Here is a 24776-nt window from a genome sequence, read left to right on the forward strand (position 1 = left end):
TAAATAATATATCAAAACAACCTTGAGAAAACTTAATTTTTCCTTAAAATATTGTTTTTTTTTTAGATTAATTCTAAATTATATTGGTTTAAAATTTACAAAACTAAAAGTCCAAAATCTCGCAACGTAGTAATTGGTTTAGAAAACCAAAACAATTCAAAATCTTGAAAGTGTTGTTCAAAATCAGATTTTAATTCTTTGTAGGTTATTTTATGATTCATTTGAACCGAAATTCTTTCTAAAATCTGAAGAAGCCATTGTGCTTTGTCTTTATCTAATGTGATTTCGAAGGTTTCTGTTTTATCATAAAAAGTTAATTTCATCATTTCCCACGAATGTCCTTTTTTGGATTTTGTGAAGGTTTTCGAAATTGGAGCTCCTCCTATCCAAACAATTCTAGCAGAGGATTTTATATTAAAATCAAATTCTTTTTCTAGACAAGAAACAATATAGTCGGGAGGGATTTTGGTGTTTGGAATTTTAAAATCAAACCATTCTTGCAGTGGATAATCAAAACCAATTCCGTACATGTAATTGAATAGCGATTTCTTCAATCCAAAACTGAATCTATCGTGATTGATTCCTGTTTTGTCTTTGAAGTTGATGTCATTATGAGCAAAAGTAATTTCGTTTAGTTCAGGTATGACACCAAATTCTTCTGGAAACATTCCCACTGGTGCATGGGCTGTCATGGCAAACTGATGCCAAAATCCGCTTTGTAAAATTCCAAGAGCAAACAACTGACGCACCATTTCGAGACTATCCATTGTTTCTTGAACCGTTTGTGTAGGAAAACCATACATTAAATACGCATGTACCATAATGCCACTTTTAGTAAAATTTCGGGTAACTTGCGCCACTTGTTCGACAGTAACTCCTTTTTTAATTAATTCCAAAAGTCTATCGGAGGCAACTTCGATTCCGCCTGAAACGGCAATACATCCAGAAGCTTTCAATAAAACACACAAATCTGAGGTAAAATTTTTTTCAAAGCGAATATTAGTCCACCAAGTGACCACTACCTTTCTTTTTATAATTTCAAGAGCTACTTCGCGCATCAAGGCGGGTGGTGCCGCTTCATCTACAAAATGGAATCCATTTTCTCCCGTTTGAGCTATTAATTCCTCCATCCTATCGACTAAAATTTTAGCAGCAATAGGTTCGTATACTTTGATGTAATCTAATGAAATATCGCAAAAGGTACATTTTCCCCAATAGCAACCATGCGCCATAGTGAGTTTGTTCCAACGACCATCGCTCCACAAACTGTGCATCGGATTGGCCATTTCTATCACCGAAATATATTTATCCAACAACAAATCCGAATAATCAGGAGTCCCCACTTCGCTTTGTTTGTAGTCTGGTTTTGTGGAGTTGTTTCTATAAACTACTTTATCATCTTCAAGAAGAAAAGTTCGCTTGAATTCATTTGAATTTGGATTTTGAACACTAGAATATAACAATTCAATGGGTAGTTCTCCGTCATCCAAAGTGATAAAATCAAAGAATTCAAAAACGCGTTGGTCTTTTACTTCCCGTAATTCGGTATTTGGAAATCCGCCTCCCATGGCGATTTTCACAGAAGAAAAATGATTTTTTATATGTTGAGCACAACGAAAAGCACTGTATAAATTCCCTGGAAAAGGAACTGAAAAGCAGATCAATTTAGGCCGTACTTCTTCAATTCTTTTATTTAGAATTTCAAGGGTGATTTTGTCAATATACGTGGTTTCGCTTTGTAAATATTGATACAATTCATCAAATGAGTTGGCACTTCTTCCTAAACGTTCGGCATAGCGACTGAAGCCAAAATTTTCATCCACACATTCTACAATAAAATCGGACAAGTCTTCAAGATATAAGGTAGCCAAATGCTTGGCTTTGTCTTGCAATCCCATCGTTCCAAAAGCCCATTCCATATCGTCAAGTTGTGCAAATCGAGAAGCTTCTGGAAGGAAATTCCCACTACAAATTTGACGCGCTAAAGTCGGATTTTTCCCTTGTAAAAATGCAATTACGGAGTTGATGGTTTCGATGTAATCATGTTTAAGAAAAGCTATTCTTTCCGCGTTTGGTGATACGTGTTGAAAGTCGGATGAAAATAGTTCTGTTAACCCTTTTTTAGAGAATAATTCCAAGATTACTTCCATACCCAAATCCATTTGAAAAGCAGAAATGCGTTTTGTATTCAAATACCCTTTCAAATAGGCCGTGGCTGGATACGGTGTATTCAGTTGGGTGAAAGGTGGCGTAATTAACAATAGGTCTTTCAAATGGAAATCATTTTTGCAAAAGTAAGGGAAATTAAAGTTTGCAAAAAGGAAAACGATTTGCTTTTCAAAAATAAGTATTTTTGCACAAAAAAAGTATGGACTACGATTGTATTAGCTATCAAAAATCAGGATATTTCACTAAATTAATGATGGATTATTTAGATGAAAAGCCAGAACTAAAACAATTGTACAATCGGTTTCCTACTCTTGATAATTTCAAAGCACAAATCGTTGAAAAACAGCATAACTATCCTTTTGAACATCGGGAAATTTTGGTCTCCGAATTAGAAAAGCAATATGCTTGTTTTGAACCATCCGAAACAACATTAAATCACATCAAACTTTTAAACCTTTCTAACACGTTCACCATAACGACGGGACATCAACTAAATTTATTTACAGGACCGTTGTATTTTATTTATAAAATCGTTTCTACAATTAACCTCTGCAAACAACTAAAAAAGGAATATCCTGAAAACAATTTTGTCCCTGTGTATTGGATGGCCACGGAAGACCATGATTTTGAAGAAATCAGTTTTTTTTATTGCAAAGGGCAAAAAATACAATGGAATCGAGAAAGTAGCGGTCCCGTTGGAAGATTATCCACAGCGGGCTTAGATGTGCTTTTGACGATTTTTTCAAATGAAATTGGGACTTCCGAAAACGCATTAGCATTAAAAAAACTTTTTGAAAATGCGTATTTAAATCATACAAACCTGGCGGATGCAACTCGCTATTTAATAAACGAGTTATTCAAGGATGAAGGTCTAGTGATTATTGATGGTGATTCGGTTGCGCTAAAAAAGGTATTCATTCCTTATGTGGAAAAAGAGCTTTTAGAACAAACCTCGTACAAAAAAGTAACCGAAACCAACACCCTTTTAAAAGACTATGACGTTCAAGTTAATCCGAGAGAACTGAACCTTTTTTATATGGAAAACAACCTACGAGAACGCATTGTACTTGAAAAGGAAACCTACAAAATAAATAATACTTCCATCCAATTCTCAAAGGTTGAACTCTTAAGTGAATTAGAAAACCATCCTGAAAAATTTAGTCCTAATGTCATCCTTCGTCCGTTGTATCAAGAAGTTCTTTTGCCCAATCTTGCTTATATTGGAGGGGGAGGCGAATTGGCGTATTGGTTAGAATTGAAATCTAATTTTGAAGCCAATACTACCACATTTCCAATCTTGGTATTACGTAATTCGGCACTCTTAGCCCATCGAAAACAAGAACAGAAAATAAAAAAATTAGGTTTGACGTGGCAAGATTTGTTTGTAAAGCAACAAGAATTACTTAATAGAAAAGTTAGTGATTTTTCTAACATAACAATCGATTTTACAGAACAAAAAGAGATTCTCAAAAAACAATTTGAGGCTCTTTATAAAATAGCTCAACAAACCGACAAATCTTTTATTGGAGCCGTAAAAGCCCAAGAAGTCAAACAAATGAAGGGACTTGATCATATAGAAAAACGCTTGTTGAAAGCAGAAAAAAGAGTGCATCATGATCTACTAGTCCGAATAGTTTCAATACAGAATGAGTTGTTTCCTAATCAAAGTTTGCAAGAAAGAAAAGCTAATTTTTCCGAATTTTATATAGAATATGGTCAAGAATTCTTCAAAAAAATTGGTGCTTTTTTTGATCCTCTTGACGCTCACTTTAGTATCCTTATTTTCGAATAGGCTTCCTTTGAACAAAAATACATTATTTTCAAAACATTCTTAAAATCCATAAGCGGTTGATTTTTTTTTTCGCTTCAGATACCTTACTTTTGCCAAAAATTTAAAAAAACAAGATGGCAACAAATAGAACATTTACCATGATTAAGCCAGATGCTGTTGAAAAAGGACACATCGGAGGTATTTTAAATATGATTACTGAAGGAGGTTTCAGAATTGTATCTATGAAATTAACCCAATTGACGGTAGCGGATGCACAAAAATTTTATGCAGTTCACGCTGAAAGACCGTTCTACGGAGAATTAGTTGAGTTTATGTCACGCGGTCCTATTGTAGCAGCTATCTTAGAGAAAGATAATGCAGTAGAGGATTTCAGAAAATTAATTGGCGCTACAAATCCTGCGGAAGCTGCTGAAGGAACTATTCGTAAAAGATACGCCACTTCAATCGGTGAAAATGCTGTACACGGATCAGATTCTGATGAAAATGCTGCTATAGAAAGTGCATTCCACTTTGCAGGAAGAGAGCAATTCTAGTATTTAGTATTCAGTAGCAGTTTGCAGTTATGCAAATTGTGTAAAAATAAAAAATCCCATTTCGTAATTGAAATGGGATTTTTTATCGTAAAATTAGCTCTTTAACTACTTCTTTTTGAAGTTCTTCATTAAGCATACTGATGATTTTATGTTTCCCATAACTCAGCTCTTCTCGTAATACGGCTGAACTTAATTTGACATAAAGCGTCTGTCCTTTAAGCACCACTTCTTGAGTGTAACTATTAACTCCGTTACCCATAAGCGTTTTCCAAGCCTGTTCCACATCAATCTTATCCATACCTGATTCTAATTTATGCTGTTGAATGAATTCTTTCAATACAGCCGAAATAGAACTCTCGTTGCTTAATCGTTTTGCCATTGTACCTGTTTATTTTATTGAAAAAGGTGTTTGACGCACATAATGATATTCCGTATTATCTTTATTTTTCAAGACCATAATACTATCTTGTAGGTCTAAAATTTCTTCTTTCCATTTGCCATAATTCGAATGATATTCAATGTAGTAATTTTCTTCACTTTTGGAAATCTCTAGTGCCTCTCTAATGTCGTTTGTTAAGTACTTTCCATCTAATTGAGGCATCACTTTCATACGAAAACCTTTCTTGCCATCCAATTTAAAAAAATCAATAGTCTCATTAACTTTGTATTCTTTTTTAGTACCATCGGGCATTTCTACTTTTTGAATTTCCCAATACCCATTCAGTTTTTTGATATCTTGCTCTGAAACAGCATGATGACATGAAATTCCAAAGAGACCCAACGTTATTAATACATATATTTTTTTCATACTCTAAATAAAATCTAAAAATACAATATATTTTAAAAAATAAAAAAGTAATTTTGATTAAACCTTCTGTCTAAATTTTGTTCCTACTCTAAAACCCAACAAAATGATACAAAAAATAACATTTCTCACCTTGATTTTTATTCTTTTTAGCTGTTCTACAGAACACAGTGAGTCTAATACAAGTGCTGATAACATGTATTTCCCTCCTACAGATGGAAGTACGACATGGGAAACAAAATCCATTACCGATTTGGGTTGGAATGTTAGCGCTGTTCAACCGTTGCTGGATTATTTGCAAGAAAAAAATTCGAAATCATTCATCATTTTAGGCAATGGGCGTATCGTTTTAGAGCACTATTTTAATGGCCATACTGCGTCTACCCTTTGGAAATGGAATAGTGCTGGAAAAACACTAACCTCAACAGTTGCAGGAATTGCTGCACAAGAAGGTTTACTTAATCTAAACAATAAAGTATCGGATTATATCGGAACGGGGTGGACTAGCGCCCCATTGACAAAAGAAAACCTGATTACCTGTAAAAATTTATTATGCATGAATTCAGGTCTTGACGATTCTTTAGGAGATGATGTTTCTCCTTCAAATTTGAAATACTTAGCTGATGCAGGGACTCGATGGGCGTATCATAATGTTTATGTTAAATTACAAGATGTTGTTGAACAAGCCTCTGGACAACCCTGGAACACGTATTTCAACACAAAATTGCGAGATAAAATTGGCATGGAATCCTCTGGATTTTGGTATATAGGTACTGGAGCTAACTTAGGTTTGAAAATTTATTTCAGTACTACACGAAGTATGGCTCGATTTGGATTATTAGCCTTAAATAAAGGAAAATGGAATGGTACTCAAATCATAAACGAAGCGTTTCTAAACGATGCTACTTCAACCTCACAAAACATTAATCAAGCCTACGGCTACTTATGGTGGCTTAATGGAAAATCCAGTTATCATTTACCTCAAACACAACTTCAATTTAGTGGCTGTTTAATCCCAACAGCACCAAACGACATGTTCTGTGCCTTAGGAAAAGACGATCAAAAAATCTACGTAATACCTAGTAAAAAAATGGTGATTGTTAGAATGGGTGATGCCGCAGATAGTAGCAATATGGCCTTATCTGATTTTGATGAAGTTTTGTGGCAAAAAATAAGCGCCTTATATCCATAAAGCGCTAGTTTCTTTTCACTTAAATATTTTGTTAAAAAACTTAATCAAAGCATATATAAATAGGGCAAAAGTTATGAGCTGAAGCCCCATGGCTATATCTGTAAATTTTTTTTCTATAAATTTGGCTAGAATTCCGATTGCTCCACTTATCAACAAGAGTATTAATGGGGAAGCCGATTTGAAAAACAAACTCATTTTATTCATAAAACCCTATTTAAAAAAACTATCCACAAATTCGAATTTATTAAATACTTGTAAATCGTCAATTCCTTCTCCTACTCCAATATATTTTACTGGGATTTGAAATTGATCTGAAATTCCAATAACCACACCACCTTTTGCCGTTCCGTCCAATTTTGTGACCGCCAAGCAAGAAACTTCAGTGGCAGCAGTAAATTGTTTCGCTTGTTCAAAAGCATTTTGTCCCGTAGAACCATCTAATACTAAAAGAACATCGTGCGGCGCATCACTTAGTACTTTTTGCATTACTTTCTTAACCTTTGTAAGCTCATTCATTAATCCAATTTTGTTATGCAAACGCCCCGCAGTGTCAATAATCACCACATCCGCATTTTGAGCCACAGCACTTTGCAATGTATCAAAAGCGACAGAAGCAGGGTCACTCCCCATTTGTTGCTTTACAATAGGCACTTGCACCCGATCTGCCCATATTTGTAATTGATCGATTGCGGCTGCTCTAAAAGTATCAGAGGCACCCAACACCACTTTTAGTCCGGCTTTTTTAAACTGATATGCTAATTTTCCAATAGTTGTCGTTTTTCCTACACCATTAACGCCAACTACCATAATAACATAGGGCTTTTTATTAGCTGGCACAACAAATTCGGAATCATTTCCTGAGTTTGTCTCCGCCAAAAGTGCTGCAATTTCTTCTCTTAATATTTGATTGAGTTCGTCAGTACCCAAATACTTATCATTGGCAACTCTAGCTTCTATTCGTTGAATGATTTTTAGAGTTGTTTCTACACCAACATCAGAAGACACCAAAATCTCTTCAAGATGATCTAAAACTTCATCGTCGACCTTAGACTTCCCTGTAATAGCTTTAGTGAGTTTAGAAAAAAATGTGGTTTTCGTTTTCTCTAATCCTTTATCTAATGTTTCTTTCTTTTCTGAAGAAAAAATTCTTTTAAAAAAACTCATTTATACAAATTATATTAGTTGTAACACTATTTTGCTACAAAGGTAGAACAAATATAAAAATAAAAAAGCTACTCTCGCATGAAAGTAGCTTTGTTATATTATGAATTATGAATTATTTCTTTTTAAGAAACTCATCTACTTCTTCAGGAGACATAATGCTTTCAACGAAAGTATAGGCACCTGTTTTTGGAGATTTTACCATTTTGATGGCTTTTGTTAATCTCTTTGAAGCTGTTTGTAACGTTGCAACGGTCTTTTTTGCCATGATTTAACAAGTATTTTTGAATTTTCTATAAAAAAAATCCGAATTATTTAATTTCTTTATGAACAGTCATTCTCTTTAAGATTGGATTAAATTTTTTAATCTCTAATCTGTCTGGAGTATTTTTTTTGTTTTTCTTTGTGATATAACGTGAAGTTCCTGGTAAACCAGTTGCTTTGTGCTCTGTGCACTCTAAAATTACTTGAATTCTATTACCTTTCTTTGCCATCTTACTTTATTTTTATTGGAACAAGAATTATTTGATAAACCCTTTAGCTCTTGCGTCTTTTAACACAGCAGCTAATCCATTTTTATTGATTGTTTTAATTGTAGACGCTGCTACTCTAAGAGTAACCCATCTGTCTTCTTCAGCAAGATAAAAACGTTTTTTTACTAAGTTCACAGAAAACTTTCTCTTAGTTTTATTCATAGCGTGAGAAACGTTATTTCCTACCATCGCTCTTTTACCTGTAAGGTCACAAACTCTTGACATTATGCTTTTCTTTTATCGTTATTCAAAATCAGGGTGCAAAGAAACAAAAAAGAAACCTTATACACAAAAAAATATTACACATTTTTTAAAATTTCTTTTCTCAGCATTTCAAACGCTTTGACAACAGCTCTGTCTATTACTTTTTCACGAGGTTGTCCAAAATTAAACTCCTCTACTTCAACCCCATAAGGAGTTGCAAGCGCAATACAAACGGTTCCTATTTCAACATCAGAGTCTCCCTTAAGCGGGCCGGCATTGCCCGTTGTTGCAAGAGCATAATCGGTATTCATTATGTTTTTTACTCCCAATGCCATTTCTTTTGCAACTTCTTTACTCACCACAGAGTTTGTTTTAATCACATCTTCAGAAACGTTCAACACAGATACTTTGACATCGGTTGCATAGCTCACTATACTTCCTCTGAAATAGTTCGATGCTCCTGGAACCGATGTAATCATCTGAGCTATCTTACCTCCTGTACAACTTTCAGCCGTAGCTAATGTCCTTCCTATTTTAGAAAGTTCTCTACCAACAACCACTTCTATAGGCTCATTATCGTCATAGCCAACCACAATATCGCTAAGTATCGATACTAATTCTGATGCTTTTTGATTTATTAAATTTTCAATATAATTCCTGTCAAAATCCCTAGCCGTAAGTCGTAATTTCACCCTACCAGGGGCAGGAAGGTAGGCTAACTTAATGTTTTGTGGCAATTCATTTTCCCAAGTTTCAATTCGTTCTGCCACTAAACTTTCCCCTTGCCCATAGGTTTGGATAGTTTTATGAATAATATAAGGCCTCTTATATTCTTGTACTATCTTGGGAACGACTTCATTCTCTATCAAGTATTTCATTTCAAAGGGGACACCAGGCAAAGACACATAAACCGTATCTTCCTTTTTCATCCACATTCCAGGAGCAGTTCCATATTTATTAAAAAGCACATGACATTTTGAAGGCACAAGCGCTTGCTCTTTATTCATTTGGGTAATAGGTCGTTTAAACACACGTTCAATAAGCTCTTTTACATGTTCTAAAACTGAGGTATTCTCAATTAAAACATCATCGAAATACTCACAAAACGTTTTTTTTGTGATGTCATCTTTTGTAGGTCCAAGTCCCCCGGTGATAACCACCAAATCTACATGATTCTGAAATTTCTCAAATGTTTCTAATATTTGCTGTTTATCATCTGAAATCGAGAGCATCTCAACAACCTGCACCCCAACAGCATCTAATTCTTTTGCAATAAATCCTGAATTGGTATCTACAATTTGCCCAATTAAAATTTCATCCCCAATAGTTACAATAGCTGCTTTCATCTGTTAAATCGGATTGACTTAATACATTACGTATTTTATAAATTAAAGTCTTTTTTTATTTCTTTTATAGCTTTATCCAATTGCGCTTTTAAACTTTTAAAAACCTCCTCTATTTCTTTTCTCTTTCCTTTAGCTTTTGTCCATGACTCTATTTGAAGTATTTCGTCATACATCATTTCCATTCCTAATAAATCAAGTGTAGGCTTAAGTTTGTGCGCATAAGAATAGGTTTGGCTATAGTTTTTTTCTTCGATTCCTGATTCAAGATGCATTAGATCATGGGGTACTTCGGCAATAAAAACCTTCATGATTTGCAATACAAAATCAGAATCATTGTCTGACAATGCATAAACTTTTGATAAATTGTAGTGTAAAGCCATTATTTAACTTGTATTCTAAACGATTTTTTTTCTTGAATAAATCCTTCCAAAATATCGTTGGGTTTAACACGTCCAACTCCTTCTGGAGTTCCTGTAAAAATAATATCTCCTTTTTTTAAGGTCACATATTGGGAAACGTATGCAATCAACTCGTTAATATTCCAAATCATCTGTTGGGTATTCCCTTTTTGCACGATTTCTCCATTTTTGTAAAGTTGAAAATCTATATTTTCAGAAGATTCAAATTGATCTTTCGGATAAAACAACCCAATTACCGCCGAACCATCAAATGCTTTTGCTTTTTCCCATGGTAATCCTTTTTCTTTCAACTTATTTTGCACATCACGTGCTGTAAAATCAATTCCTAACCCTATTTCGTCATAATAATTAGGCGCAAATTTTGGTTCGATGTATTTACCCACTTTACAAATTTTCACAAGAACTTCCACTTCATGATGCACTTCATTTGTAAACTCCGGAATCACAAAAGGATGTTGCTTTAATAAGACAGCCGAATCTGGCTTTAGAAAAAAAACAGGTTCTTCTGGCTTTTCATTCTCAAGCTCCTTAATATGATTGACATAATTTCTACCAATACAAATTATCTTCATTTTAAAACTATGCTAAAAAAGGCTACAAAATGCACCTCTTTCTATTTCGTATTTAACTTTCTTAATTTAATTCCTGTTAATACTTTTTTAGTATACAGCGGAAAATCGGCTCCTTGAATCCAACCATAATATCCAGGTTCTTTCTCAAGTACCTCTTCAACCAATTGTCCTTTATTTTTCCCAAAAGTAAAAATTTCTTGCCCTTTGTCATTTAAAGCAATGAATCCAGCAAAATCAACTATTTTTTTTCGGGTAGTAAATTCTGAAAGCGCTTTGATATCATTTTTCAAATCTTCATAACGATCAAGTTGCGCCGTCAATATTTCATAGGTTGCCATTGTATCTGCTTCGGCAGAATGTGCATTATCGAGATTTTTATTACAATAAAACTTATACGCGGCACTTAATGTTCGCTCTTCTTTTTTATGAAAAATTGTTTGAACATCCACTGAAACACGGTTTTTCATATCAAAATCGACTCCAGCACGTAGCAATTCTTCAGCAAGTAACGGAATATCGAATCGGTCGGAATTGAATCCCGCCAAATCAGCATCTTTAATCATGTTGTGAATATGAGAAGCCAATTCTTTGAATGTAGGTTCATGGGCTACTTTTTCGTCGGTAATACCATGCACTGCAGTAGTTTGTGGCGGAATTGGAATGGTGGGATTGACCAACCATGTCTTACTTTCTTTATTCCCATTTGGATACACTTTGAAAATCGAAATCTCTACAACTCGATCTCTTGCCACATCAATTCCAGTTGTTTCAAGATCAAAGAAACAAATAGGCCTATTTAGTTTTAATTCCATTCTTTTTATATTATGCTACAAATATATGATAATGTGTGTGTCGTTTATCGATAGCTTTATTTTTTTACTCACAAAAAAAGACTGAGACAATTTAAGCTGACTCAGTCTTTTCAATGTTATGTAAAAGTTATTTTAAAATTCTCTATTCACATCCCAAGCCTCAAGATAATCGGCTACACGTTTTACAAAACTTCCGCCAAGGGCACCATCTACCACTCTATGATCGTAACTGTGTGACAAGAACATTTTTTGACGAATTCCAATAAAATCACCTTCTGGAGTTTCAATAACTGCTGGCACTTTTCGAATAGCACCCAATGCTAAAATCCCCACTTGTGGCTGGTTGATAATAGGTGTTCCAAAAACCGAACCAAAAGTTCCTACATTGGTAACCGTATAGGTTCCTCCTTGTGTATCGTCTGGTTTTAGCTTACCCGCTTTCGCGCGGTTTCCTAAATCATTCACCGCTTTTGCCATTCCCACCAAATTTAACTGGTCTGCATTTTTAATCACAGGAACAATTAAATTTCCGTTAGGTAACGCCGCAGCCATACCTAAGTTAATATTTTTCCTTTTGATAATATATTCGCCATCTACAGAAATATTCATTCCTGGAAAATCTTTCAACGCTTTAGCAACAGCTTCCATAAATATAGGTGTAAAAGTAAGTTTTTCATCTTCACGTTTTTCGAAAGCATTTTTAACGCGATCTCTCCATTTCACAATATTCGTAACATCCACCTCAATAAAGGATTGTACGTGTGCCGAAGTTTGCACTGAAGCCACCATATAACCTGAAATCAGTTTACGCATACGATCCATTTCAACAATCTCGTCGCCACCATTAACCGATACTGGCGTTGCAATTGGAGTAGTTGCAGCAACTGGTTTAGATGCTACTGGTTGTGAAACCGATGCTGGAGCCGTCGTTACAGGTTGATTGCTTCTATTTTTTACAAAATTTAAAATATCTTCTTTTGTCACGCGTCCCTCTTTTCCTGAACCTGCAATACTTTCTAATTCAGCCAATGACACACCTTCTTCTTTAGCAATGTTTTTCACTAATGGAGAAAAGAATTTGTCAGAACCCGAAAAATCAGCAGGAGCAGCCGTTTCTTTAGCCACCTCAACCGCTTTAGTGATTTCAGCAACTGCAGGAGCCACGGCTTCTGAAGCTTTAGGAGCTTCTACACTTCCACCTTCTGTTTCAATAATAGCAATCGTTTGTCCTACTTGAACCACATCGTTTACTTGAAACAGGAGTTCTACTAGTGTTCCCGAAACTTCACTAGGAACTTCACTATCAACTTTATCGGTCGCAATTTCCAATACTGCTTCATCGGCAGCAATAGAATCGCCTACGTTTTTTAACCAATTGGTAATGGTCGCTTCCGCAACACTTTCACCCATTTTCGGTAATTTCAATTCAAACTTTGCCATATATCTAAACTAAAGTTGTGTTTTTTAATTATGATTGCAAAATTAGTAATTTTCTCTTCATTTTATAAAGAATATACTAATTTTTTACTTGCCATACTTCTCCTCGATCTATTGCATTATTACTTCCAATCAAATAATTTGAAGTGTAAATATAGTTTTTAAATGTTAAATTTTTACTTTTATGAGAATTCATAAAAGCGATGATTTCTTTATAACTAAATGATTTGGTGTCAAAAACAACCTCTATTGAGTTTTGAAAATCGTTTTTAAAGTGGATCAAATCATTCAAAATCGTTTCTTTTTTTCCTGAGTGTAAGTATAGTTTTTCTTTAGAGAAAATCACATATTCATCAATCGCTCTTTTTTGTGAAACAGATTGCTTTTTTTTGAGAAATGAAAAAGCCAACGCTCCGATTTTCATAAAAAAATCAAATACAACCGATTTTTTAAAATGTTTGTTGTAAAAAAACTGCATGGCTTCTTGAAAACGTTTCATATATTTTTCGTCTCGAATCGTACTCTCTCCTTTATAATGAATTACAGTCGTTTCAGGGAAGTAATAATTGGTTTTCCCTTTTTGCAGAACCATATAACTCAAATCTATATCGTCAGAATACATGAAGCACTTTTCATCAAATCCTCCTACTTCTAGATATAAATTGCGCTTCATCACCATAAAAGCACCTACCAAAATATCCACTTTTCCTGATTGATTTTCAGATAAATGTTGTGCATAATATTTCCCAAAAACATCAGAAAACTTATAGAACCCACAAATTTTTGTAATCGCAACCCATGGGGTGGGAACGCCACGCTTACTTTCAGGCAAAAACGTTCCAGTGCCGTCAATCAATTTACAACCTACAACTCCCACATTATCTGTCACTTCGAAAAACGCAGCAATCTTTTTAAAAGTATCTTCCGCTACTACTGTATCGGGATTTAAGATGCAAATGTATTCCCCTTTTGCTTGAGCCACTCCAATATTATTCCCTTTTGGAAACCCTACATTTTCTGTATTTTCAATAAGTTTGACATTAGGAAAACGTTGCTTCATCATAGCACAACTCTCATCAGATGAATGATTGTCCACCACAATGATTTCGCCATCCATGCCTTCAAGGGCTTTTTGAACACTTAAAACGCATTGCTCTAAAAAATAGCGCACATTATAATTAAGGATGATAACCGATAGTTGCATAGCGCAAATATAAACTTTTTAAAATTCCAAAAAACAAATATAAATTCCAAAAAACAAAAGTCTATTTTTGCAAAAAATTACACTTGTGAATTACCTTTCTGTAGAAAATATTTCAAAATCGTTTGGCGAACGCACCTTGTTCAAAGACCTCTCTTTTGGCATCAACAAAGACCAAAAAATCGCTTTTATTGCAAAAAATGGCTCGGGTAAAACTTGTATTATGAAAATTTTGAATGGGGAAGACGAACCTGATACGGGTCAGGTTATCATTCGAAAAGACATTAAGATGGCTTTTTTGTCGCAAGTACCGAATTTGCAAGATGAATTGACAGTGGAAGAAAGCATCTTTGCCAGTGATAATGAAATTCTACATGTGATTGAACGTTACGAAAAAGCGTTAGAGAATCCAGAAGACACTGAAGCATATGAAAAAGCTTTTGACGATATGGACCGATTCAATGCGTGGGATTTTGAGACACAATTCAAACAAATTTTATTCAAATTGAAGTTGGAAGATTTCAAATTGAAAGTCAAAAACATGTCGGGAGGACAAAAAAAACGTTTGTCCTTGGCGATTATCTTAATCAATCGTCCTGATTTATTGATTCTAGACGAGCCCACCAACCACCTCGATTTGGAAATGATTGAATGGTTGGAAAGTTATTTTGCTAAAGAAAACATCACCTTGTTTATGGTTACTCACGATCGGTTCTTTTTGGAGCGTGTGTGTAACGAAATCATTGAATTGGATAACGGAAAGTTATACAGTTACAAAGGCAATTACTCCTATTATTTAGAAAAAAAAGAAGAACGCATTGCTTCTGAAAATGCCACAATCGACAAAGCTCAAAACTTATTTGTCAAAGAATTGGCTTGGATGCGACGTCAACCCAAAGCGAGAACAACTAAATCAAAATCCCGTCAGGATGATTTTTACAAAATCAAAGCCGTTGCTGAAAGTCGTCGAAAAGAAAATGTAGTCGAACTCGAAATAAACATGGAACGCTTGGGCAGCAAGATTATCGAGTTGCACAAAATTTCGAAAAAATTTGGAGACAAAAAGATTTTGGAAAATTTTAGTTTCGATTTTCAACGTGGCGCACGCATTGGGATTATTGGTAAAAACGGTACAGGAAAATCAACTTTTTTGAATTTATTAACTCAAACTATTCCTACAGATTCTGGAAAAGTGATTACCGGAGACACTATTAAAATTGGGTATTACACACAAAGTGGCATCAATCCAAAACCAGGTCAGCGTGTGATTGATGTGATTAAAGAATATGGCGAATACATCCCGTTGATGAAGGGCAAATTGATTTCGGCCTCTCAACTGTTGGAACGCTTCTTGTTTGACAGCAAAAAACAATACGATTATGTAGAAAAATTGAGTGGAGGCGAATTGAAACGTTTGTATTTGTGTACGGTGTTGATTCAGAATCCGAATTTTTTGATTCTCGATGAGCCCACCAATGATTTGGATATCGTAACGTTAAATGTATTAGAAAGTTTCTTACTAGATTATCCTGGTTGTTTATTAGTAGTCTCGCACGATCGTTATTTTATGGACAAAATTGTGGATGATTTACTGGTTTTTAGAGGTGAAGGGGTGATTGAAAATTTCCCAGGGAATTACTCCGATTTTAGAGCCTATGAAGACTCTATCGAGCCGGAAAAAGAAGATAGTCCGAAAGAAAAAAACAATTGGAAACAAAACCAAAACACGAGTTCAGGGTTGAGCTTTAACGAACAAAAAGAATTTAATAAACTTGAAAGAGAAATTAAAGATTTAGAATACCAAAAAAAGCAAATCGAACAATTATTTTCAGACGGAAAAGTAGCCGATAACGAAATTGAAACCAAAGCCAACGAATTACAAAAAGTAATTCATACACTAGAAGAAAAAGAAGAACGTTGGTTTGAACTTTCAAGTAAAATGGAATAATGGTTCACAAAGTCGCACGACGTTTTTCACAACGTTTCGCGATGCTTTTTTATTATTATTCCTTTGTGTTACTTTGTACTAAACTTTGAGATACTCTGTGCTACAAATTATAAAATCATACCTAACCTTCCTTTGGCACTCCAAAAACGAACATGGAGTCCATTCGCCTTTTGTGTTTGATTTAGTGACAAAATGCTTTTACGATAAGAAAAACTATACCGAATATTCTGTTTTAAAAGAATATCGAAATTCGCTATTACAAAACAAAAACACGATTGAAGTCACCGATTTTGGTGCGGGTTCACGAGTTTTTAAAAGCAACACACGAGCGATCAATCAAATTGCAAAAAACGCCGGAATTTCTTCAAAACGCGCTGAAGTATTGTTTCGACTCGTTCGTTATTTTCAACACGAAAACATTTTAGAAATAGGTACGTCGCTAGGTTTAGCCACTGCTGCATTATCATTAGGAAACAAAAATGCAAAAATTAGTACTTTGGAAGGATGCCCAAACACAATAGCAATTGCAAAAAATCAATTTCAATTACAAAATCTAAAAAATATTGAATGTGTAAACACCAAATTTGAAGACTACTTAAAATCTTTCAACTTTCGACTTTCGACTTTTGACTTAGTGTACTTTGACGGCAATCATTCTAAAAAAGCAACTTTAGCCTATTTTGAGTTATTACTACCCACCATTTCCAACGATTCCGTTTGGATTTTTGACGACATTCATTGGAATGCAGCCATGGAAGAAGCATGGGATAATATAAAAAAACATCCCAAAGTAAAAGTGACCATCGATACCTTTCAATGGGGCATTGTTTTTTTCAGAAAAGAGCAAGAAAAAGAGCATTTTGTGATTAGAATGTAACACTACTCTTTAATAAACTTTTGAATGGTTGTTTTTCCACTAGAAGTAACCGAAAGAAAATAAATACCCGAAGCTAAATTTTGAACATTGATTTGATTAAAATTATTCTTCTGTTTTAGCATCACTTTTCCCATTAAATCAATTACTGAAATCTCTTCTATTTCATTTTCATTTGAATTAATGTTTAAAATGGTTGTTACAGGATTTGGATAAATTTGAAATGAATTTAAAATCTGATACTCTTCATTATTTAAAGCAGGACAAGTTATTGTTATTGGTACCAATGATGTTGTAGTGCTTCCATTTCCAAGTTCGCCATAAAAGTTTTGACCCCATGCCAACATAGAATCATCCATATTAATTCCAATTGTATGATACTCACCTGTAAAGGCAAATTTCCAATTAGTAGCAGTTCCTACTTGTGTAAAAACATTTTTCTGAATAGTTGTTCCATCTCCAAGCATACCGTAAAGATTATAACCACTAATCCATAATGTTTTGTTGTATTTTATTGCCAAAGAATTCTCTCTCCCAACACCTATACTTTCCCAATCATTTTGAGTTCCAACTTGAGTTAGTGAATTCAAATTAGTTATCATACCATGTGCTAAAGCACCGAAACTACTGTGTCCTGTCGTGTAAATTGTACCATTTGTCTTTAAAGCTAGTGTATAATACGAACCTGATAAAGCAGTTTTCCAATTATTATCAGTTCCAACTTGAATTGGAATATAAGAATTAGTATTATTTCCATTTCCAAATTGACCATAAAAATTATTTCCCTATGCCCATAAAGTTCCGTTATTTTTAATTCCTAAACTGTGAGAAGGACTAGCACAAATTTGAGCCCAATCATTTGCAGTTCCTATTTGAGTTGGTACAGTTTTATTTACTAAAGTTCCATCTCCCAATTGTCCATAGTTGGAGTTATCACCCCAAGCCCAAAGCGTTCCATTGTTCTTTAATGCTAAATTAGAAAAAGCGGTCGCTGAAACTGTTTTCCAATCATTTGCAGTTCCTATTTGAGTTGGAATTAGTTTATCTGTAGTTGTTCCGTTACCTAATTGTCCAGAACTATTTGAACCCCAAGCCCACAAAGTGCCATTTATTTTTATTGCAAGTGCATGTGCTCCACAAATTGAAACCGTTTTCCAATTGTTTTCGTTTCCAATTTGTATAAAAGTATTGCTATCTGTCAAAGTACCATTTGCTAACTGACCACTCCAATTAGCACCGCAACCCCACAAAGTACCATCATTCTTAATGCCTAATGTATTGTAAAGTCCAACTGAAATCGATTTCCAACATTGCGCATTGCTATTTTGAAAAAAAAGAAGTAATAAAATTAAAATAAGAATCTTTTTCATAAATTTAGTATTATTCATCAATAATGCAAAAACCTGAAAGGTTGGATGAAATAAATTTGATTTAAAAAACTCTCAAATATATTAAAATAAAACTCAAATCTAAATTAATATTCTGTAACAAAAATAACAAACCTTATACTTACATTTGAAATAAATTTCCCATTAAGTGGTAATCCAAAATCAAAATGAGCACCCCATTAATCAACATCAGCAACATCAAACGTGATTTTCAACTTGGAAGTGAAATCATTAACGTTTTAAAAGGAATTGATTTACAAATCTACAAGGGCGAATATGTTGCCTTAATGGGGCCCTCAGGTTCAGGAAAATCAACTTTAATGAATCTTTTAGGATGCTTAGATACGCCTACTTCAGGAACATACATTTTAAACGGAAAAGACGTTTCGCAAATGCACGATGATGATTTGGCCGACATTCGCAATAAAGAAATTGGATTTGTTTTTCAGACGTTTAACCTTTTACCAAGAACAACAGCTCTAGATAATGTTGCCTTACCCATGATTTATGCAGGTTACAGCAAGATTGAACGTCATAAAAGAGCTACAGAAGTTTTAACACAAGTAAACTTGGCAGACAGAATGGATCATCAACCCAACCAACTTTCGGGAGGGCAACGCCAACGTGTCGCTGTTGCAAGAGCTTTAGTCAATCATCCATCAATTATTCTTGCCGATGAACCTACAGGAAATCTTGATAGTAAAACGTCGGTAGAAATCATGAAACTTTTTGGTGACATCCATGCGGCTGGAAACACCGTCATCTTGGTTACTCATGAAGAAGATATCGCTCAATACGCTCACCGCATCATCCGACTACGAGATGGACTTATAGAAAGTGATACGCCCAATGTGAATCACTTGTAATGTTTAGATCTCTTTTTGTTTAAAAAATTCATACAAGTGTATGATAGATGCAATAAGTAAAAAACCATAAAAAACATCCTCTATAGGAATGGTTCCTAATCGGATGCCGAGATTTTCCTTGTCATTATAACACACTACAGGCGCTTTAATAAAAGTACCTGTTAAAATTCCATTTACTAAAAAGAAAAAAGGAAGCGTTGCGCCATAAGACACGTATGTTTTAGACATATCAACTTTTTTCTTCCATTGATGAAATAAAAAAATCGAAGTGAGAAGGAAAGTGGAAGCGGTATACCATTTTGTTATGAAAATGAGCCCAATAACTGCCAAACTTAGAGCCATAAATAGTGTTAATACTCTTTCAAAGGAGAGTTTCCATGACTCGTTGATAAAGTACTTTGAAGCGAAATATATAAAAACACTTGCATAAGGAATAAAGAAAAAAAATAAGACTTCTTCTATTGGAATATTGACTAAATAATACCCCATTAAATACGTTTTATTAAATCCCCAAACGCCTAAATGGGTAAAACAAACATCCCATACAATAAAAAAAGTGGCCACCACACTGTTTGCCAAAAAAAAGGGTTTCCATTCCTTGACAAAAGCATGTTTTTTGTAAAAACTAGCCATGAAAGGAACAAAAATACTTCCTAGATTTAACGCCAAATAGAGATATGTATTCATTACATTTTGAAATATTTTTTGGGCACATACAGCATGCCAAAACATTCTCCTTCTTCTTTCCCTAAATGTTTGTGATGTACTTTATGAGCTTTTCGTAAACCTACAATATACTTGTTTTTAACCCTTGAAAACATTTTTATTCGCTGATGAATGATAATTTCATGTACCACAAAATAAGCCATACCATAAAGCAGTATACCCAATCCGATGAAAAACATAAAATTTAGTTCTGGATGCACACCAAAATAAAAAAGCAACATACTAGGAATGGCAAAAATCACAAAAAACCAATCATTTTTCTCAAAAAAAGAAAGATATCTGGGTTGGTGGTGGTCTTCATGCAGGTACCACAAGAATCCATGCATAACATATTTATGGGTTAACCAAGTAACACATTCCATGCCCATAAAGGTTCCAAAAGTGATTAAAAAAAATTGTAGCGCCATCATAACATGTAATTTAATTGGCAATTCACAAAAGATTTTCCAATAATAAACATTTTACTCACGTCATCAACACGAATTCGTTTATTTAAAATTTCTTCAGGTTCAGTTTTGGCGATTTTATGCAATAAACTTTTGTAATATCTGTACGCGGTATACACTCCAAATTTTGCCTCATTTGGTAAATTTTTAATTCCTACAAGTGCTTCTTTAAAATCGTTTTCGATTTCAGCAACTATAGCTTGCTTATCCGTATGGGATAATGATTTCATATTTACATTGGGAAAATAAATTCTTCCTAAATTCTCGTAATCATGTTTTAAATCCCGCAAAAAATTCACTTTTTGGAAAGCCGAACCAAGTTTCATTGCACTAGCTTTTAGGGCATCATATCGTTTTCTATCACCATTCACAAAAACCAAAAGACACATCAACCCTACCACATCAGCAGAACCAAAAATATACGCTTCATATTCCTCTTTAGTAAGATATTCTTTTTTATTCAAATCCAATCGCATACTTTTTAAGAAAGGCTTTACCAAATCGAGCATATCATAACGATGCACCACTTCTTGAAAAGCATTCAGCACAGGATTTAAACTTATTTTTCGCTCATAAGCTTTGTAAAAATCAGCTTCAAATTCGTCTAACAACTCTTTTTGATTGAACTCGTCAAAAGTATCTACAATCTCGTCGGCACAACGAACAAATCCATAAATGACATAAATATCATTTTGGATTTTAGGAGCTAACATTTTGATAGCTAATGAAAAAGAGGTACTATACTTTTTGGTAATTATTTTGCTGCATTCTATTGCAGATGTGTCAAATAAACTTTTCATAATTTGTTTTCTTTACTAATTTTATCACTTGCAATTTTTCCAGAAATTAGCGAGGGTGGTACTCCTGGGCCGGGAACCGTTAGCTGTCCCGTAAAATATAAATTTTTTACTTTTTTACTTTTTATTTTAGGTCTTAAAAAAGCCGTTTGTGTTAGGATGTTTGCCAATCCATAAGCATTTCCTTTGTAGGAATTATAATCATTTTTAAAATCATTAACACAAAATGATTCTTTGACAAGGATATGCTCTCGAACCGATTGATTGGTTATTTTTTCAAAACGAGTGATAATCTTTTCGAAATACTGTTCTCGTATTTCAGGAGTATCTTCAAGATCAATAGCTAAAGGGATTAAAAAAATAGCCGCTTCTTTATCTTTTGGCGCAAAACTATCATCAGTGATAGAGGGAAAACTTGCGTAGAATAACGGATTTTTAGGCCATTTTTTGGTATCATAAATCTCTATGGCATGTTCCTCGAAAGGAGCATCAAAGAAAAGTGTGTGGTGCTTTACGTGAGCAATCTTTTTATCAAATCCAACATAAAATAATAATGAAGAAGGAGCAAACGTTTTTTTGTTCCAATATTGTTCAGAATATTGACGAAGATTTGGAGCTAATAATGTTTCAGTAAAATGATAATCAGCACCACTAAGCACGATATCGGCTAAAATATTTTTTTTATTTACCTGCAAGCCTGTAACCTTACCCTTCACTACATTTATTTTTTCCACAGTAGCGTTAATATGAATTGTTACACCTAATTCTATCGCTAATTGTTCCATAGCCTCAACCACAGAATACATTCCTCCTTTTGGATGCCATGTTCCCAAGCCAAAGTCGGCATAATTCATAAAATTATAAAATCCAGGAGTGTTTGATGGTTTGGCACCTAGAAACAATATAGGAAATTCAAGAATTTGCTGCAATCGCTTATCTCTAAATCGCGACTTAACCGTTTTACTAATAGTAGAAAAGAATTGAGAGACTTTTAAAACTGTTTTTGGTGTAATCAATTCAAGAATAGAATCTCCAGGTCTGTACACCAAATCTTTAATAGCAATTTCATAATTATTTCTTGCCTCATCAATAAAGGAATGTAATTTTTTGCCACTACCTGGCTCAATTTCTTCAAAAGTTTGCTCGATTTGAGCTAACGAATCAGCGATTTCAACAGCATTATTTTGTCCAAAAAAAACTTTGTAGGCGGGTGATAACTTTTCAAGCTGGTAATAATCCTCTACTCTTTTTCCAAAATCTTGAAAGAATTTTTCAAATACATCAGGCATCCAATACCAAGTAGGCCCAATATCAAAGGTGAACCCTTTGGTTTTTAATTGTCGGGCTCGACCACCTACTTGACTATTTTTTTCATAAAGCGCTACTTCATATCCTGCTTTAGCAAGATAACAAGCCGAAGCCAGTGATGAAAATCCAGAACCGATGATTGCTACTTTCATTTATTGTCATTTTGTTTAACAAATGTAGTTTTTAAATTAAACAAAAACAAATAAAAAACAATATTTTATACAAAATCAATTAGAGATGCCACGGTATCAAACTTATAAATTCCTGAATATAAAGAGGCTAACTGTTTAGTTTGGGCTCCAGAAATCAATAATTTACTGTTACTTTGGGCAATTATTTCATCATTAAAACGGAAGAGATACGACTCTAAAACATCCACATGAGGGGCAACAGTAAAATATGATACATAAATGACTTCCTGAAACATCTTATTCATTTCTACCAAATCCGAAAACGGCACACTCGATCCCAAATAAATGGTTTTGTAGCCCATCTCTAGCAACTGGCTATTAACAAACATCAATGACATCTCATGTATTTCATTCTCAGGAAGAAACAATACAAATGTTTTAGTTTCATCTATATAATTAGCCTCTTTATTAATTGTAGCTATGTAGGAAATTAACTTTTGATAAATTAGGTAACTTACAAAATGTTCATGAATCGATTTTATACTATTGGTTTGCCAAAGCATTCCAATTTCTCTTAAAAATGGAAAATACACATCTATAAATATTTCACCAAAGCTTTTTACTTTAGCCAATTCCTCATGCGTCTGATTGAATAAAACAGAATCAAAATTAAACATCGCTACTTTTAGAACATTTATAGAGTAATTTAAGTTTGTAATGCTTGAATTTACTTGTTTTACAGTAGCAATCAGATCCTTATCAGAGAGTGATGCTATTCTAGAAATTTTATACCCATAATTATTCAAGAATGCAATATTCAACAATTTACACAATTCCTCAATAGAATAAAACCTTACATTTGTCTCGGTTCTATTGGGATTAAATATATGATAGCGTTTTTCCCATATCCTGATTGTATGTGCTTTTATCCCGGAAAGATTTTCTAAATCTTTTATACTAAATTCAATTTTAATATTGTTCATCTTAAACAAATATAATATTAAACAAAATTACAATTCCTTACCGAATAACCAAACAAAATACCTTAAAATAATGCAATTCCATTCTTTTTACTTTTATTCCATCCTTTTTATTACTTTTGAATCCTAAAAAAAGTCATGAAAATATATACCAAAACTGGAGATTCAGGACTCACCTCACTTTTTGGAGGTACACGAGTGCCAAAACACCACATTCGCATTGAAAGTTACGGAACTGTAGATGAATTGAACTCCTATATTGGTCTTATTCGGGATCAAGAAATTCATTCCCTCTATAAAAAGGTGCTCATTGAAGTGCAAGACCGACTTTTTACAGTTGGAGCTATTTTGGCTACTCCTCCTGAAAAAGAAACACTCAAAAACGGCGAGAAAAGACTTCAAAATCTCGGCATTAAAGCATCTGATATTGAATTTTTAGAACACGAAATCGACAACATGGAAGCCCATATCCCTCCCATGACACATTTTGTTCTTCCTGGAGGACATCCTACAGTGTCACATTGTCATATTGCGCGATGTGTTTGCCGACGTGCCGAACGTTTAGCTGTACATTTAAATGACATTGAGCCCACGGATGAGCATGTAATCAAATACCTAAACCGACTTTCTGACTATCTTTTTGTCTTGGCACGAAAGTTGTCTTACGATTTGAACGCTGAAGAAGTTCAGTGGATACCAAGAAAATGATGTTTTTGGATTGTTGATTAACGATTTATAAATTTTAGAGTTAAAAGCTACACAAAAATTGAAATCAAAAAACCAAAAATCATTGTTCTCAAATCAAACAAGCAACACGTTCTTAACTTTAATTAAAAATAAATCAATTTTTACTTGACTTTTTGAGTAATAAATTTATTTTTGCATAAATTATAAAATCGAAAGCAGATGTATTGGACATTAGAATTAGCATCTTATTTAAGTGATGCACCGTGGCCTGCTACCAAAGATGAACTCATTGACTACGCTATTCGAGCTGGAGCTCCACTAGAAGTAGTAGAAAATCTTCAGTCAATTGAAGACGAGGGAGAAATATATGAATCAATGGAAGAAATTTGGCCTGATTATCCGACTGACGAAGATTACCTTTGGAATGAGGATGAATATTAATCAAAAAA

28 protein-coding genes and 1 pseudogene are annotated in these 24776 nt (G+C 34.0%); 8 read left to right on the forward strand and 21 right to left on the reverse strand.

Translation table 11 applies throughout. The annotated features are described in order from the left end of the window. Positions 1–95: 95 nt before the first annotated feature. On the reverse strand, positions 96–2273 hold the full coding sequence (locus CLV55_RS01675; protein WP_112111998.1) for a B12-binding domain-containing radical SAM protein: 2178 nt from the start codon (positions 2271–2273) through the stop codon (positions 96–98). Positions 2274–2368: 95 nt separating this feature from the next. Between CLV55_RS01675 and bshC the strand changes: the two genes are divergently transcribed. Continuing rightward, on the forward strand, positions 2369–3961 hold the full coding sequence (gene bshC, locus CLV55_RS01680) for a bacillithiol biosynthesis cysteine-adding enzyme BshC (protein WP_112111999.1): 1593 nt from the start codon (positions 2369–2371) through the stop codon (positions 3959–3961). Between the two features lie 113 nt (positions 3962–4074). Then, the gene (locus tag CLV55_RS01685; RefSeq protein ID WP_112112000.1) at positions 4075–4494 is read left to right on the forward strand and encodes a nucleoside-diphosphate kinase; all 420 of its coding nucleotides are present in this window, start codon (positions 4075–4077) and stop codon (positions 4492–4494) included. 82 nt (positions 4495–4576) lie between these two features. Here the strand turns inward: CLV55_RS01685 and CLV55_RS01690 are convergent, their stop codons facing one another. After that, positions 4577–4873 (reverse strand): DUF721 domain-containing protein, encoded by a 297-nt coding sequence (locus CLV55_RS01690; protein WP_112112001.1) that lies wholly within the window; start codon positions 4871–4873, stop codon positions 4577–4579. Between the two features lie 9 nt (positions 4874–4882). After that, a complete protein-coding gene (locus CLV55_RS01695; RefSeq protein ID WP_112112002.1) occupies positions 4883–5302 on the reverse strand; it encodes a hypothetical protein in 420 nt (139 codons plus the stop codon). A gap of 103 nt (positions 5303–5405) precedes the next feature. On the opposite strand from CLV55_RS01695, the gene CLV55_RS01700 reads away from it, so the two are divergent. Beyond that, entirely contained in the window at positions 5406–6491 is a 1086-nt protein-coding gene (locus tag CLV55_RS01700; RefSeq protein ID WP_112112003.1) for a serine hydrolase domain-containing protein, read from the forward strand. A 210-nt stretch (positions 6492–6701) separates the two neighbouring features. On the opposite strand, the gene ftsY is transcribed toward CLV55_RS01700, so the two are convergent. The 10 genes from ftsY to CLV55_RS01755 form a co-directional block, all read right to left on the reverse strand. Further along, entirely contained in the window at positions 6702–7655 is a 954-nt protein-coding gene (gene ftsY / locus CLV55_RS01710) for a signal recognition particle-docking protein FtsY (protein WP_112112005.1), read from the reverse strand. Between the two features lie 112 nt (positions 7656–7767). Then, positions 7768–7920: a DUF4295 domain-containing protein gene (locus tag CLV55_RS01715; protein WP_112112006.1), complete on the reverse strand. Its 153-nt coding sequence runs from the start codon at positions 7918–7920 to the stop codon at positions 7768–7770. Between the two features lie 43 nt (positions 7921–7963). Then, entirely contained in the window at positions 7964–8146 is a 183-nt protein-coding gene (gene rpmG / locus CLV55_RS01720; RefSeq protein WP_112112007.1) for a 50S ribosomal protein L33, read from the reverse strand. A gap of 27 nt (positions 8147–8173) precedes the next feature. Continuing rightward, complete coding sequence (rpmB, locus tag CLV55_RS01725) at positions 8174–8410, reverse strand: 50S ribosomal protein L28 (protein ID WP_112112008.1); 237 nt, start codon at positions 8408–8410, stop codon at positions 8174–8176. A gap of 74 nt (positions 8411–8484) precedes the next feature. After that, entirely contained in the window at positions 8485–9735 is a 1251-nt protein-coding gene (locus tag CLV55_RS01730; RefSeq protein WP_112112009.1) for a CinA family nicotinamide mononucleotide deamidase-related protein, read from the reverse strand. Between the two features lie 35 nt (positions 9736–9770). Beyond that, complete coding sequence (locus tag CLV55_RS01735) at positions 9771–10115, reverse strand: Hpt domain-containing protein (protein WP_112112010.1); 345 nt, start codon at positions 10113–10115, stop codon at positions 9771–9773. Further along, the gene (locus CLV55_RS01740) at positions 10115–10726 is read right to left on the reverse strand and encodes a fumarylacetoacetate hydrolase family protein (protein ID WP_112112011.1); all 612 of its coding nucleotides are present in this window, start codon (positions 10724–10726) and stop codon (positions 10115–10117) included. The genes CLV55_RS01735 and CLV55_RS01740 overlap by 1 nt, the downstream gene beginning before the upstream one ends. A gap of 41 nt (positions 10727–10767) precedes the next feature. After that, entirely contained in the window at positions 10768–11538 is a 771-nt protein-coding gene (locus tag CLV55_RS01745) for a 3'-5' exonuclease (protein ID WP_112112012.1), read from the reverse strand. Between the two features lie 132 nt (positions 11539–11670). After that, positions 11671–12978 (reverse strand): dihydrolipoamide acetyltransferase family protein, encoded by a 1308-nt coding sequence (locus CLV55_RS01750; RefSeq protein WP_112112013.1) that lies wholly within the window; start codon positions 12976–12978, stop codon positions 11671–11673. 76 nt (positions 12979–13054) lie between these two features. Further along, on the reverse strand, positions 13055–14179 hold the full coding sequence (locus tag CLV55_RS01755) for a glycosyltransferase family 2 protein (protein ID WP_112112014.1): 1125 nt from the start codon (positions 14177–14179) through the stop codon (positions 13055–13057). An 85-nt stretch (positions 14180–14264) separates the two neighbouring features. On the opposite strand from CLV55_RS01755, the gene CLV55_RS01760 reads away from it, so the two are divergent. Both CLV55_RS01760 and CLV55_RS01765 read left to right on the forward strand, forming a co-directional pair. Continuing rightward, positions 14265–16124, forward strand: a complete 1860-nt coding sequence (locus tag CLV55_RS01760) for an ABC-F family ATP-binding cassette domain-containing protein (RefSeq protein WP_112112015.1) — start codon at positions 14265–14267, stop codon at positions 16122–16124. Between the two features lie 97 nt (positions 16125–16221). Further along, the gene (locus CLV55_RS01765; RefSeq protein ID WP_112112016.1) at positions 16222–17001 is read left to right on the forward strand and encodes an O-methyltransferase; all 780 of its coding nucleotides are present in this window, start codon (positions 16222–16224) and stop codon (positions 16999–17001) included. 2 nt (positions 17002–17003) lie between these two features. Here CLV55_RS01765 and CLV55_RS01770 read toward each other — a convergent pair whose 3' ends face one another. The 3 genes and pseudogenes from CLV55_RS01770 to CLV55_RS01775 form a co-directional block, all read right to left on the reverse strand. Further along, on the reverse strand, positions 17004–17600 hold the full coding sequence (locus CLV55_RS01770; RefSeq protein WP_112112017.1) for a T9SS type A sorting domain-containing protein: 597 nt from the start codon (positions 17598–17600) through the stop codon (positions 17004–17006). A gap of 72 nt (positions 17601–17672) precedes the next feature. Beyond that, positions 17673–17771: pseudogene (locus CLV55_RS13070) on the reverse strand (hypothetical protein); the annotation flags it as partial. A gap of 12 nt (positions 17772–17783) precedes the next feature. After that, complete coding sequence (locus tag CLV55_RS01775) at positions 17784–18368, reverse strand: RCC1 domain-containing protein (RefSeq protein WP_158527011.1); 585 nt, start codon at positions 18366–18368, stop codon at positions 17784–17786. Between the two features lie 185 nt (positions 18369–18553). On the opposite strand from CLV55_RS01775, the gene CLV55_RS01780 reads away from it, so the two are divergent. Continuing rightward, positions 18554–19252, forward strand: coding sequence for an ABC transporter ATP-binding protein (locus CLV55_RS01780; RefSeq protein WP_112112019.1), 699 nt, complete (start codon positions 18554–18556; stop codon positions 19250–19252). Between the two features lie 3 nt (positions 19253–19255). On the opposite strand, the gene CLV55_RS01785 is transcribed toward CLV55_RS01780, so the two are convergent. From CLV55_RS01785 to CLV55_RS01805, 5 genes are all read right to left on the reverse strand, one after another. After that, the gene (locus tag CLV55_RS01785) at positions 19256–19939 is read right to left on the reverse strand and encodes a lycopene cyclase domain-containing protein (protein WP_112112214.1); all 684 of its coding nucleotides are present in this window, start codon (positions 19937–19939) and stop codon (positions 19256–19258) included. Beyond that, entirely contained in the window at positions 19939–20388 is a 450-nt protein-coding gene (locus CLV55_RS01790) for a sterol desaturase family protein (RefSeq protein ID WP_112112020.1), read from the reverse strand. The genes CLV55_RS01785 and CLV55_RS01790 overlap by 1 nt, the downstream gene beginning before the upstream one ends. Beyond that, positions 20385–21224, reverse strand: coding sequence for a phytoene/squalene synthase family protein (locus CLV55_RS01795; RefSeq protein ID WP_112112021.1), 840 nt, complete (start codon positions 21222–21224; stop codon positions 20385–20387). The genes CLV55_RS01790 and CLV55_RS01795 overlap by 4 nt, the downstream gene beginning before the upstream one ends. Then, a complete protein-coding gene (locus CLV55_RS01800; protein WP_112112022.1) occupies positions 21221–22681 on the reverse strand; it encodes a phytoene desaturase family protein in 1461 nt (486 codons plus the stop codon). The genes CLV55_RS01795 and CLV55_RS01800 overlap by 4 nt, the downstream gene beginning before the upstream one ends. Positions 22682–22746: 65 nt before the next feature. Continuing rightward, on the reverse strand, positions 22747–23643 hold the full coding sequence (locus CLV55_RS01805) for a MerR family transcriptional regulator (RefSeq protein ID WP_112112023.1): 897 nt from the start codon (positions 23641–23643) through the stop codon (positions 22747–22749). A gap of 135 nt (positions 23644–23778) precedes the next feature. Here CLV55_RS01805 and CLV55_RS01810 point away from each other — a divergent pair, with 135 nt between their 5' ends. Next, the gene (locus CLV55_RS01810; RefSeq protein ID WP_112112024.1) at positions 23779–24348 is read left to right on the forward strand and encodes a cob(I)yrinic acid a,c-diamide adenosyltransferase; all 570 of its coding nucleotides are present in this window, start codon (positions 23779–23781) and stop codon (positions 24346–24348) included. A gap of 198 nt (positions 24349–24546) precedes the next feature. Continuing rightward, positions 24547–24768, forward strand: a complete 222-nt coding sequence (locus CLV55_RS01815) for a DUF2795 domain-containing protein (protein ID WP_022828503.1) — start codon at positions 24547–24549, stop codon at positions 24766–24768. Positions 24769–24776: the final 8 nt, after the last annotated feature.

This window comes from Flavobacterium aciduliphilum, from assembly GCF_003268855.1.
Taxonomy (GTDB): domain Bacteria; phylum Bacteroidota; class Bacteroidia; order Flavobacteriales; family Flavobacteriaceae; genus Flavobacterium; species Flavobacterium aciduliphilum.

Coding starts and splice junctions, on each gene's coding strand:
- bshC (WP_112111999.1), top strand. CDS start 2,369: ATGGACTACGATTGTATTAGCTATCAAAAATCAGGATATTTCACTAAA.
- CLV55_RS01685 (WP_112112000.1), top strand. CDS start 4,075: ATGGCAACAAATAGAACATTTACCATGATTAAGCCAGATGCTGTTGAA.
- CLV55_RS01690 (WP_112112001.1), bottom strand. CDS start 4,873: ATGGCAAAACGATTAAGCAACGAGAGTTCTATTTCGGCTGTATTGAAA.
- CLV55_RS01695 (WP_112112002.1), bottom strand. CDS start 5,302: ATGAAAAAAATATATGTATTAATAACGTTGGGTCTCTTTGGAATTTCA.
- CLV55_RS01700 (WP_112112003.1), top strand. CDS start 5,406: ATGATACAAAAAATAACATTTCTCACCTTGATTTTTATTCTTTTTAGC.
- ftsY (WP_112112005.1), bottom strand. CDS start 7,655: ATGAGTTTTTTTAAAAGAATTTTTTCTTCAGAAAAGAAAGAAACATTA.
- CLV55_RS01715 (WP_112112006.1), bottom strand. CDS start 7,920: ATGGCAAAAAAGACCGTTGCAACGTTACAAACAGCTTCAAAGAGATTA.
- rpmG (WP_112112007.1), bottom strand. CDS start 8,146: ATGGCAAAGAAAGGTAATAGAATTCAAGTAATTTTAGAGTGCACAGAG.
- rpmB (WP_112112008.1), bottom strand. CDS start 8,410: ATGTCAAGAGTTTGTGACCTTACAGGTAAAAGAGCGATGGTAGGAAAT.
- CLV55_RS01730 (WP_112112009.1), bottom strand. CDS start 9,735: ATGAAAGCAGCTATTGTAACTATTGGGGATGAAATTTTAATTGGGCAA.
- CLV55_RS01735 (WP_112112010.1), bottom strand. CDS start 10,115: ATGGCTTTACACTACAATTTATCAAAAGTTTATGCATTGTCAGACAAT.
- CLV55_RS01740 (WP_112112011.1), bottom strand. CDS start 10,726: ATGAAGATAATTTGTATTGGTAGAAATTATGTCAATCATATTAAGGAG.
- CLV55_RS01745 (WP_112112012.1), bottom strand. CDS start 11,538: ATGGAATTAAAACTAAATAGGCCTATTTGTTTCTTTGATCTTGAAACA.
- CLV55_RS01750 (WP_112112013.1), bottom strand. CDS start 12,978: ATGGCAAAGTTTGAATTGAAATTACCGAAAATGGGTGAAAGTGTTGCG.
- CLV55_RS01755 (WP_112112014.1), bottom strand. CDS start 14,179: ATGCAACTATCGGTTATCATCCTTAATTATAATGTGCGCTATTTTTTA.
- CLV55_RS01770 (WP_112112017.1), bottom strand. CDS start 17,600: ATGATAACTAATTTGAATTCACTAACTCAAGTTGGAACTCAAAATGAT.
- CLV55_RS01775 (WP_158527011.1), bottom strand. CDS start 18,368: ATGAAAAAGATTCTTATTTTAATTTTATTACTTCTTTTTTTTCAAAAT.
- CLV55_RS01780 (WP_112112019.1), top strand. CDS start 18,554: ATGAGCACCCCATTAATCAACATCAGCAACATCAAACGTGATTTTCAA.
- CLV55_RS01785 (WP_112112214.1), bottom strand. CDS start 19,939: ATGAATACATATCTCTATTTGGCGTTAAATCTAGGAAGTATTTTTGTT.
- CLV55_RS01790 (WP_112112020.1), bottom strand. CDS start 20,388: ATGATGGCGCTACAATTTTTTTTAATCACTTTTGGAACCTTTATGGGC.
- CLV55_RS01795 (WP_112112021.1), bottom strand. CDS start 21,224: ATGAAAAGTTTATTTGACACATCTGCAATAGAATGCAGCAAAATAATT.
- CLV55_RS01800 (WP_112112022.1), bottom strand. CDS start 22,681: ATGAAAGTAGCAATCATCGGTTCTGGATTTTCATCACTGGCTTCGGCT.
- CLV55_RS01805 (WP_112112023.1), bottom strand. CDS start 23,643: ATGAACAATATTAAAATTGAATTTAGTATAAAAGATTTAGAAAATCTT.
- CLV55_RS01810 (WP_112112024.1), top strand. CDS start 23,779: ATGAAAATATATACCAAAACTGGAGATTCAGGACTCACCTCACTTTTT.
- CLV55_RS01815 (WP_022828503.1), top strand. CDS start 24,547: ATGTATTGGACATTAGAATTAGCATCTTATTTAAGTGATGCACCGTGG.